Origin of the sequence: Rhodococcus sp. Leaf247 (assembly GCF_001426185.1) — a bacterium.
Lineage (GTDB): Bacteria > Actinomycetota > Actinomycetes > Mycobacteriales > Mycobacteriaceae > Rhodococcoides.
In genome coordinates, this window is sequence record NZ_LMRP01000003.1 from 109143 (window position 1) to 119809 (window position 10667).

Here is a 10667-nt window from a genome sequence, read left to right on the forward strand (position 1 = left end):
CGAGCTCACGGGCTCTCGGCTGCGCCGCTCGCGCGTTCCGAGCACGTCAGGCGTTCGCCGCACGGTCCTTCCGGGCGGCGTCCGTGTGGTCACCGAGTTCGTACCGGGGGTGCGGTCGGCCTCCGTCGGAGTGTGGGTCGCCGTCGGATCGCGCGACGAGGGTCGGTCCGTCGCCGGTGCCGCCCACTTCCTCGAGCATCTCCTGTTCAAGGCGACTCCCACTCGCACGGCCCTCGACATCGCCCAGGTGATGGACGGTGTCGGCGGTGAACTCAACGCCTTCACCTCGAAGGAGCACACCTGCTTCTACGCCCATGTCCTCGACGAGGACCTCCATCTGGGTCTCGATCTGGTGGCCGACGTCGTGCTGCGCGGACGGTGCAGGACCGAGGACGTCGACGTCGAACGTCAGGTGGTGCTCGAGGAGATCTCGATGCGCGACGACGATCCCGAGGATCTTCTCGGCGATGCGTTCCTGACGGCGCTCTTCGGTGACCATCCGATCGGTCGTCCGGTCATCGGCTCGGTGGAGTCCATCGAAGCGATGACGCGGAACCAGTTGCACTCCTTCCACACTCGGCGATACACGCCGCCGCGCATGGTCGTGGCAGTAGCGGGCAACATCGATCACGACGACGTGGTCGCGGGCGTTCGACGCAGCTTCGCCGACCGGATTGCGGGAGACGCCGAGCCGGCACCGCGCCGCGGGGGAACCGGGCGCATCACGACCAGACCCGCGCTGAGTCTGACCACACGCGACAGCGAGCAGGCGCATCTGTGCCTGGGGGTGCGCGCGTTCGGACGCCACGAGGGTCATCGGTGGGCGTTGTCGGTGCTCAACACGGCCATCGGCGGTGGACTGAGTTCACGGCTGTTCCAGGAGATCCGGGAGGAGCGCGGACTCGCCTACTCCGTGTACTCGTCGGTCGACACGTTCTCCGACACCGGGGCGTTCTCGGTGTACGCGGGTTGTCAGCCGGAGAACCTCGGAGAGGTCGCCGCTGTGATCCGCGACGTCCTCGCCTCCGTCGCGGCGGACGGGATCACCGACGCCGAATGCGCGCGGGCGAAGGGCTCGATGCGCGGTGGACTCGTACTGGGACTGGAAGATTCAGGATCGCGGATGACGCGCATCGGTCGCAGCGAATTGAACTACGGTGACCATCGTTCCGTCGAGGAGACGCTGGCACGGATCGACCAGGTGACCAACGACGAGGTCCGTGAGGTGGCACGAGTGTTGCTGGCGCGCCCCATGGCCGCGTCGGTGGTCGGGCCGTTCAAGAAGGTGTCGTCGCTTCCCGCGTCCGTGCGGGGAGCCGTCGCGGGCTGACCCGCCCGCACTCAGGCGAGGTAGACGATCGCCTTGGCCTTGTGGCCGAGGATGCGCTTGCCGTTGTAGCGAGCGTCGATCGACACCTCGGCGGTGCGGGCGTCGGCGTCCATGGACTTGACGACGCCGTTCACGACGATGGTGGCGTGCTCGATCGGCGGCACCATCACGGGGCTGGTGAAGCGGACCGTGCACTCCTTGAGTGCGCCGGGGTCTCCCAGCCACGCGGAGACGAATCCGGTACCCAGACCCATCGTGAGCATGCCGTGGGCGACGACGGTGTCGAGATCCAGGAGAGACGCGAAGTGGTCGCTCCAGTGGACGGGGTTGTTGTCGCCGACCACACCTGCGTAGTTGATCAGGTCGCCTCGGGACAGGTCGATCGTCCGGGTCGGAAGCGCGTCTCCGACGGACACGTTCTCGAAACGCTGTCGTGCGTGGCCGCGATTCGGGACCAGAACGGGCGGGTCGAACACGGTCTCGAGGTCGTCGCCACTGGGGTTGACCCCCTCCGGATCGCTCGAGGCCGCCGGAAAGGTGAACATGCCGTTCATGACCATGCCGCGGGCGACGTCGGCGATCGAGTTGTCGCCGTCGTCGGCGCGCCCGATGAGCAGAGTCGTGTACGTGATCTGCGCGAGTTCGTTGCGCTGGTTGGTGATGACGGTCTTGGTGACCATCATGTCGCGCCCCACGACCTTGCGGAACGAGTCGAGGGACACGTCGCACACCAGACGGTCACCGGCCAGGACCGGTGCGTAGTACTCGGCGTGCTGGTCGGTCTGCAGCATGCGGCTCAGGTCGTACCCGGTCGCGATGCGCTCGAGCAGCTTCTGCTGCGCGATGATTCCGACCAACGAGAAGAACGTCGGGGGAGCCATCAGCGCGTCGTATCCGTGCTCCCGAGCGCCCTCCTCGGTCCAGTGCACCGGATGGAAGTCGCGGACGGCCTTGGCGTACTCGCGGACCTTCTCGCGGCCGACCTCGTAGTAGTCGTCCATGCGGTAGTGGTAACCCACCATGTCGAGGGCGTGCTGGGACGGGTCGAACGCCGCGTCGGTGGCGACGGCGTCGGATGCGAGAGTCTCAGCAGTCATGATCGCAACCTATCGCTGCTGTGGCGTCCGATGACGGAACGACCGTCGACTTCGGGTGAGTCACAGTGAAACGACTCCAGGTTTGGTAACGACCACCGAAACCGGGAAACGGATTGCTATGCGTCGGTCGTCATCGAGGCCGCCAACGCCTTCCGTCGGCGAGTGAACGATCGCGCATTGTTCATCGCCAGGACCGCGACGACACGGTCGGCTCGCTCGTATACCGCGACGAACGAGCCGTCGTCGGGGCTGCCCTCGACCACCCGCACGTCGTCGGTGGCCTGACGACGTCCCGCGAACTGGATGCGCGCACCGTACTGATCCGACCAGAAGTACGGGAGGGTCGCTCCCTCCGGCGGTGGTTCGCCGACGATGGATCCGGCGACATGACGGGCCTGGGCGACGGCGTGCGACCAGTGCTCGCTGCGGTGGTGATCCTGGAGCACGTCGTCGAACGTGCGGGCACAGTCACCGATCGCGTAGACGCCGGGCACGGTGGTGCGGCACTGCGCATCGGTGACGAACCCGCCGTCGATCGCCAGACCGGACGCCGCCGCCCACTCGGTGTTGGGAACAGCGCCGATTCCGATCACGACGACGTCGGCCTGCAGTTCGGTGCCGTCGCCCAGGAGGACGGACGACACGGCGCCGCCGTGCCCCTGCAGGGAATCCACGGCGGCACCCAGTAGCACGGTCACGCCGTTCGCACGGTGGAGGTCGACGCAGATCGCCGCCATGTTCAGTCCCAGGGGACCGGACAGTGGCTGGGTCGATGCTTCCACGATCGTGACCGTGATCCCGAGGGATGCTGCGGTGGATGCCACCTCGGCTCCGATGAAGCCGGCACCGATCACCACCATCGTCCGCGCCGTGGCCATCGACTCACGCAGGGCCGTCGCGTCGTCGAGGGTTCGCAACGTGTGGACACCGCGGAGTTCGGCCGCGCCGAGCAGTGTCCGCGCTCTCGCGCCCGTCGCGATCACCGCGACATCGGCCGACAGTTCGCGACCGTCGGACAACGTCACCGTGCGTCCGCTGATGTCCACCGCCGCGGTGCCGAGAATCCACTCGATGTCGGACGTGTCGGCGTCGGGCGTCAACCACGGGTCGGCGGTCGAATCCTTCAGGAAGGCCTTGGACAGCGGAGGCCGATCGTAGGGCCGATGAGGTTCGTCGCCGACCACGGTGATGCTGCCGGAGAAGCCCCGCTCGCGTAACTCCGTCGCCACGGTGGCTCCGGCGAGGGACGCGCCGACGACGAGGACGGACCGGGTTGCCGTCACGAGGAGGGAAGGTCGAGCACGATCGAGCCGTCGTCCACGTGCACCGCGTAGGTCCGCACCGGCGTCTTCGCGGGCGCGCCGGACGGAACGCCGGTGCGCAGGTCGAAGCATGCTTCGTGCAGAGGGCACTCGACGGCGCAGTTCTCGACCCAGCCGTCGGCGAGCGACGCGTCCTGATGGGTGCAGGTGTCGTCGATGGCGAAGATGCCGTCGTCCGTGTGGAAGACCGAGATGGGGGTGTGGCCCGGCGGTGTCACGGTGACCACCTCGCCCGGCGGGAGCGCCGACGTGGAACAGACGGCGACGCGATGAACGGTGTCCGGCATGAAGGCCTCCCTGATGTCGATCGACGAGTTGCGGTCGGCGCAACAATCATCGAACTGCGCAACACCTTGCACCAGGAGAGTCCACACGTCAATCGCTGAGTCGGTGTGTCGGACCACAGCGTGCCGGGTTGACAGAGGAGTCGCGAAGGCCGATCGTCTGTTGCGTAATCCAGCATGCGTTGCGTCCATCGCAACTACAAGGATCAGCACTCGGAGGACACTCGTGGCACCACGCACCGTCACACCCCACGTCGTCGTGATCGGCGCGGGAATCGTCGGGACCTCGCTGGCGGACGAACTGACGATGCGCGGATGGTGCAACGTCACGGTCCTCGACCAGGGTCCGCTGTTCTCCACGGGCGGCTCGACCTCGCACGCACCCGGGCTGGTCTTCCAGACCAATCCGTCCCGCTCGATGGCGCACTTCGCCTCCTACACCGCCGACAAGTTCCGACGACTCACGCACGAGGGCGAACCGTGCTTCGACACGCTCGGCGGACTCGAGGTGGCCACCACGCCGGCGCGCTGGGCGGACCTGCAGCGCAAAGCGGGCTGGGCTCGATCGTGGGGCATCGACGGACACCTCGTCGACTCGGCGACCGCAGCGGAGTTGCACCCACTTCTCGACCGTGACCGTGTACTCGGTGCCTTCCACACTCCCACCGACGGACTGGCACGCGCAGTCAGGGCAGCCGCCGCCCAGGCCACGGCGGCCACCGCGCGTGGCGCGGTGTTCCGAGGACACAGCCCGGTCACCGAGATCCTCACCGCCGGCGGGCGCGTCACGGGAGTGCGAACACCCCACGGCGACATCGCCGCCGACATCGTCGTGTCCGCTGCCGGCTTCTGGGGAGCCGAACTGGGCCGCACGGTCGGACTGACCGTTCCCCTGGTCCCCATGGCGCACCAGTACGCGTACACGGGCCGGATCGACGCGCTGGTGGGACGCAACCACGGCGACTCCGATGCGAGCCTGCCGATCCTTCGGCACCAGGACGGCGACCTCTACTACCGCGAGCACGGTGACCGCATCGGCATCGGGTACTACGGACACGACCCGATGCCGGCGGACATGAGCACCCTCTCCTGGGCCGACGACGGCGATTCCTCGTCCGTCCTGCCGCCACCCATGCCGTCGATGCTCCCGTTCACCGAGGACGACTTCGCGCCCGCGTGGCTGGAATCGACCGGCCTGCTGCCCGCCCTGGGGGACTCGAAGGTGGAGTCGGGCTTCAACGGCATCTTCTCCTTCACACCCGACGGGCAGTCCATCGTCGGCGAACACCGGGACCTGGCCGGGTTCTGGGTCGCCGAGGCCGTGTGGGTCACGCATTCGGCCGGCATCGCACGAGCGGTGGCGCAGACCATGATCGACGGCAGCTCCGAGGTCGACCTGCACGAGTCCGACCTGTACCGCTTCGAAGCCGCCGAGCGCAGTCCCGCGTTCATCGCCACGACCAGCGCGCAGGCTTTCGTCGAGGTGTACGACGTGATCCACCCCCGTCAGCAGCGATCGGCTCTGCGCGGTCTGCGCCGCAGCCCGTTCCACGCGGCAGAGGTGGCCCTGGGAGCCGAATTCGTGCAGGGCGGGGCCTGGGAGCGGCCCGCCTGGTACGAGAGCAACAGATCCGAACTCGACGACCTCGTGGCTCGGGGCATGCACATCCCTGCCCGTGACGAGTGGTCGGCGCGTCACTTCTCGGACATCGCGGTCGCCGAAGCCGTCGTCACCAGATCCAGGGTCGCGATGTTCGACATGACACCGCTGACCCGCTACGACGTCGAGGGCCCCGGAGCCGCGCAGTTCCTGCAGGACGTGACCACGAACAACGTCGACACGACCGTCGGCCGGGTGACGTACACGCTGGTGCTCGACGACAACGGCGGCGTGCGCAGCGATCTGACCGTGGCCCGGCTGGCTCCCGACCACTACCGGGTCGGCGCGAACGGACCTCTCGATCTCGACTGGTTGACGCGTCGGGCACGGGAGACGGACGGCGCCGTCACCGTCCGCGACGTCACCGGAGCGACGTGTTGCATCGGCGTCTGGGGACCGCGGGCGCGCGACATGGTGGCACCCGTTGCCGACGCCGATCTCTCGCACACGGCATTCGGGTACTTCCGCGCGGTGCAGACGTACCTGGGCGCCGTCCCGGTGACGATGCTCCGCGTGTCGTACGTCGGCGAGTTGGGGTGGGAGATCTACACCGACGCCGAGTACGGCGGCGCGCTGTGGGACCTGTTGTGGGACTGCGGGACACCGCACGGCGTGATCGCGGCCGGCCGTCTGGCATTCGACAGCCTGCGGCTCGAGAAGGGCTACCGGGCCTGGGGCCACGACATGACCTCGGAGCACACTCCGATCGAGGCGGGCGTGGAGTTCGCCGTGAAGTCGTCGAAGGACTTCGTAGGCAAGGCGGCGCTCGCGACGCGCGAGGCCACGCAGCGACTCCGCACCCTGGTGTTCGACGACGCCGACTCCGTGGTCCTGGGCAAGGAACCGGTCTCGATCGGCGACTCGGTGGTGGGATACGTCACCAGCGCGGGATGGTCGGCGACGATCGGTCGGTGCATCGCCTACGCGTGGCTGCCGATCGGCGCCGAGCCGGGCGCCGCGGTGACGGTGTCCTATTTCGACAGACAGTACGACGCGGTGGTCGCCGAGGACGCCGTCGTCGACCCCGCCGGCCACCTGATCAGGAGATGAGCACCGTGAGTTACGACGTCATCGTCATCGGCCTCGGCGGCATGGGCAGCGCCGCCGCCTTCCACCTCGCCGACCGTGGGCAACGCGTCCTGGGCCTCGAGAAGTTCACACCCGCGCACGACAAGGGCTCGAGCCACGGTGGGTCGCGCATCATCCGCCAGTCGTACTTCGAGAACCCGGCCTACGTCCCGTTGCTGCTGCGGTCCTACGAGTTGTGGGAGCAGTTGAAGCAGGAGTCGGCCCGTGAGGTCTACCGGGTGACCGGGGGACTGTTCATCGGGCGGGAAACGTCCGTCACGTTCGCCGGGTCGCTGCTCGCCTCACGCCAGTGGTCGCTGCCGCACGAAATTCTCGACGCCCAGCAGGTGCGCGATGCATTCCCCACCTTCGATCCGAACTCCGACGAGGTGGCGCTGTACGAGGCCGCCGCGGGATTCGCCCGGCCCGAGCTGACCGTGCAGGCTCACCTCGATCTGGCGGAGAACCGTGGGGCCACGCTGCGGTTCGGGGAGACGGTGCTGTCCTGGGAGGAGTCCGGGGGAGGCGTCACCGTCGTCACCGACAAGGGGACCTACACCGCGGGGCAGGTCGTCATCTGCCCCGGCGCCTGGGCGCCCGGCCTGCTCGAGCAGTTCTCCGTCCCCATCGTCGTGGAACGGCAGCTCCTGCACTGGTTCGGTCCCTCCGCGGGAACCGCCGCGTACGAGAAGAATCCGATCTTCATCCACGAGGCGACCGACGGCATGCAGGACTACGGGTTCCCCGCCATCGACGGTCCCGACGGCGGTGTGAAGGTGGCGTTCTTCCGCAAGGGAATCGAATGCACTCCGGACACCATCGACCGGACCGTGTATCCGCACGAGATCGAGGACATGCAGGCGCGGGTCCTGCAGACGGTCCCCGGTCTCGACGGGCCCCATATCCACTCGGCCACATGCATGTACTCCAACACTCCGGACGAACACTTCGTGATCGCGCGTCATCCCGAAGCCACGAATGTGACCGTGGCGTGCGGTTTTTCGGGCCACGGGTTCAAGTTCGTACCCGTGGTCGGGGAGATCCTGGCGGACCTCGCGACGACCGGTTCCACCGATCATCCCATCGCACTCTTCGACCCTCGGCGCCTCGACTCTTCGGGCCTGGACACTCAGAGAATGGTGACCACATGACGACGCTCGACACCGGAACTGCCGGAACAGGATCGCTGATCCGGACCCTGCCCGGTTCCTGGTACACGAGCGCGGACATCTTCGCGGCGGAGCAGGAGCACGTCTTCGAGGCGATGTGGTTCTGCGCCGTGCGCAGTGCCGACCTTCCCACTCCCGGCGCTTTCCGACGCGTCGACGTCGGACGGGAGAGCGTCCTCGTGGTCCGCGGGCGGGACGGGCAGCTGCGCGCGTTCCTGAACGTGTGCCGGCACCGCGGCGCGCAGATCTGCACCGAAGAGTCGGGAACGGTGACCAGGAACCTGCGGTGCCCGTACCACGCGTGGACCTATGGGCTCGACGGCAAACTCGTTGCCGCACCGAACCTGTCGTCGCTGTCCGACGCACAGGGTGCTCCGTTGAACCGCACGGAATGGGGCCTGACACCCGTCGCCCTGCGTGAATGGGCGGGATACGCGTGGTTGTGCGTCTCCGACGATCCGCCGTCCTTCGAGGAGGACGTCATCGGTGCGGTTACCGAGCGGCTGGGCGAGGCGGAGGCGATCGACCGATACGACATCGCGTCGCTGGAACTGGGACGACGCGAGACTTACGACGTGGCGGCCAACTGGAAGCTCATCGTCGAGAATTTCATGGAGTGCTATCACTGCGCCACCATCCACCCCGAACTGACGGAGGTCCTGCCCGAGTTCGCGGACGGGCTCGCCGCCCAGTACTTCGTCGGACACGGCGCCGAGTTCGGCGCCGACGTGGAGGGATTCACGGTGGACGGGTCCCCGGGGTTCGACGCGCTGCCCACGCTGACCGAAGATCAGGACCGTCGGTACTACGCCATCACCGTCAAGCCCACCGTCTTCGTCAACCTCGTGCCCGACCACGTCATCCTGCACCGGATGTTCCCGGTCTCGGCGGACCGGACCATCGTCGAGTGCGACTGGCTCTACACCGGGGACGTCGTCGCGTCGGGCAGGGACGTGAGTCGATCGGTCGAGCTGTTCCATCGCGTCAATCTGCAGGATTTCGACGCATGTGAGCGAACTCAACCGGCGATGAGCTCACGGGCCTACCGTGACGGGGGCGTGCTGGTTCCTGCCGAGCATCACATCGGCCTCTTCCACGACTGGCTCGTCGCACGACTGCAGGGGTGACCGATCGGTGAGAGGGTGGGGCAGTGAACCTGGAGAACGAGCACGACACCGACTTCGATGCCACACTGTTCGACCGCGTACTCCTCATCGGGGGTGAGTGGGTCTCCGCCACGTCGGGTGAGACACGGGACCTCGTCGACCCCGCCACCGGCAGCGTTCTGGTCGCCGTCGACGAAGCATCGCCGGACGACGCGCGCGCTGCGGTCGCGGCTGCTCGGTCCGCGTTCGACGTCGGCGACTGGCCGGCGACGCCGATGGCCGATCGCTGCGCGCTGCTCGAGCGGGTCGCTGATCTCCTGCAGCGGGACAAGGAGCGACTCTCGCTCATCGAAACCCTCGACACCGGAAAGACCCTCGCGGAGAGCCGGATAGACATCGACGACGTCACGTCGGTCTTCCGGTACTACGCCCAGCTGGCCGCCGTGTCGAGCGATCGACTCGTCGACGTCGGCAACCCCGCCGTCATCTCGCGCGTCGTGCACGAGCCCATCGGTGTCTGCGTGATGATCGCGCCGTGGAACTACCCCCTGTTGCAGATCTCCTGGAAGATTGCTCCCGCTCTCGCGGCGGGCTGCACGATGGTGCTCAAGCCCAGTGAGGTCACCCCGCTCAGTACCATCGCCTTCGCGCATCTGCTGGAGGAGGCGGGCGTGCCGGCAGGCGTCGTCAATCTGGTGCAGGGGAGCGGCGCCACCATCGGCTCGTCGCTGACCGACAACCCCGATGTCGACTTCGTCTCCTTCACCGGCGGACTTGCCACCGGCAGCGCCATCCTGGCGAGCGCCGCACCCCACGTCACGAAGGTCGCCGTGGAACTCGGCGGCAAGAACCCCCACATCGTGTTCGCCGACGCAGCCGACGAGGCGAGCTTCGACGCATCCGTCGACCAGGTGCTCACCGGTGTGTTCCTGCATTCCGGTCAGGTGTGTTCGGCGGGAACGAGGTTGATCGTCGAGAGCTCGGTGGCGGATCGATTCGTCGACGAGATCGTGCGACGGGCCGAGGCCATCAGGATGGGCCCGGGCATCGATCCCGCCAGCGAGACGGGACCTCTGGTCTCGACCACACAACGCGAGAAGATGGAGAAGTTCGTCGAGACCGCCCTCGCCGAGGGTGCCCAGCTGCGCACGGGTGGACGAGCCCCGTCCGATCCTGCGCTCGCGGACGGAAGTTACTTCCTCCCCACCGTGTTCGACCACTGCTCACGCGAGATGGATATCGTGCAGCTCGAGACGTTCGGGCCCATACTGACGGTCGAGCGCTTCGACACCGAGGCCGAGGCGCTCCGGCTGGGGAACGACACCGCGTACGGACTCGCGGCGGGCGTTCGCACCAACGATCCCGAGCGCGGCGAGCGCATGGTGCGCGGGCTGCGCCACGGAACCGTGTGGCTCAACGACTTCGGGTACTACACCGCCGCCGCCGAGTGGGGTGGTTACAAGAAGTCGGGTAACGGCCGCGAGTTGGGACCCGCGGGGTTGCACGAGTACCAGGAGACCAAGCACATCTGGAACAACACCGCGTCGCCGCGAGCGGACTGGTTCGGCGCCGGCGGGTAGGCCGGAATTCGGCAAGCGGGTAGGCCGGAGGCCGGCCGGAATCGGACGTTC

8 protein-coding genes are annotated in these 10667 nt (G+C 67.6%); 5 read left to right on the plus strand and 3 right to left on the minus strand.

Annotated features, from left to right (window positions below):
* Window positions 1–19: 19 nt before the first annotated feature.
* A complete protein-coding gene (locus tag ASG64_RS15810; RefSeq protein ID WP_042572581.1) occupies window positions 20–1330 on the plus strand; it encodes a M16 family metallopeptidase in 1311 nt (436 codons plus the stop codon).
* Between the two features lie 11 nt (window positions 1331–1341).
* Here ASG64_RS15810 and ASG64_RS15815 read toward each other — a convergent pair whose 3' ends face one another.
* The 3 genes from ASG64_RS15815 to ASG64_RS15825 all read right to left on the minus strand — a co-directional run bounded on the left by ASG64_RS15815 (window position 1342) and on the right by ASG64_RS15825 (window position 4036).
* Complete coding sequence (locus ASG64_RS15815; protein WP_056074542.1) at window positions 1342–2427, minus strand: fused (3R)-hydroxyacyl-ACP dehydratase subunits HadA/HadB; 1086 nt, start codon at window positions 2425–2427, stop codon at window positions 1342–1344.
* A gap of 116 nt (window positions 2428–2543) precedes the next feature.
* Complete coding sequence (locus ASG64_RS15820) at window positions 2544–3710, minus strand: NAD(P)/FAD-dependent oxidoreductase (RefSeq protein ID WP_056074543.1); 1167 nt, start codon at window positions 3708–3710, stop codon at window positions 2544–2546.
* On the minus strand, window positions 3707–4036 hold the full coding sequence (locus tag ASG64_RS15825) for a bifunctional 3-phenylpropionate/cinnamic acid dioxygenase ferredoxin subunit (RefSeq protein ID WP_042572708.1): 330 nt from the start codon (window positions 4034–4036) through the stop codon (window positions 3707–3709). Before ASG64_RS15825 ends, ASG64_RS15820 begins: the two co-directional genes overlap by 4 nt.
* A gap of 223 nt (window positions 4037–4259) precedes the next feature.
* Between ASG64_RS15825 and ASG64_RS15830 the strand changes: the two genes are divergently transcribed.
* The 4 genes from ASG64_RS15830 (at window position 4260) to ASG64_RS15845 (ending at window position 10616) form a co-directional block, all read left to right on the plus strand.
* Window positions 4260–6743, plus strand: coding sequence for a GcvT family protein (locus tag ASG64_RS15830; RefSeq protein WP_056074545.1), 2484 nt, complete (start codon window positions 4260–4262; stop codon window positions 6741–6743).
* On the plus strand, window positions 6740–7912 hold the full coding sequence (solA, locus tag ASG64_RS15835; RefSeq protein WP_042572585.1) for an N-methyl-L-tryptophan oxidase: 1173 nt from the start codon (window positions 6740–6742) through the stop codon (window positions 7910–7912). The genes ASG64_RS15830 and solA overlap by 4 nt, the downstream gene beginning before the upstream one ends.
* Window positions 7909–9057, plus strand: coding sequence for an aromatic ring-hydroxylating oxygenase subunit alpha (locus tag ASG64_RS15840; RefSeq protein WP_056074547.1), 1149 nt, complete (start codon window positions 7909–7911; stop codon window positions 9055–9057). The genes solA and ASG64_RS15840 overlap by 4 nt, the downstream gene beginning before the upstream one ends.
* 65 nt (window positions 9058–9122) lie before the next feature.
* The gene (locus ASG64_RS15845) at window positions 9123–10616 is read left to right on the plus strand and encodes an aldehyde dehydrogenase family protein (RefSeq protein ID WP_156388460.1); all 1494 of its coding nucleotides are present in this window, start codon (window positions 9123–9125) and stop codon (window positions 10614–10616) included.
* Window positions 10617–10667: the final 51 nt, after the last annotated feature.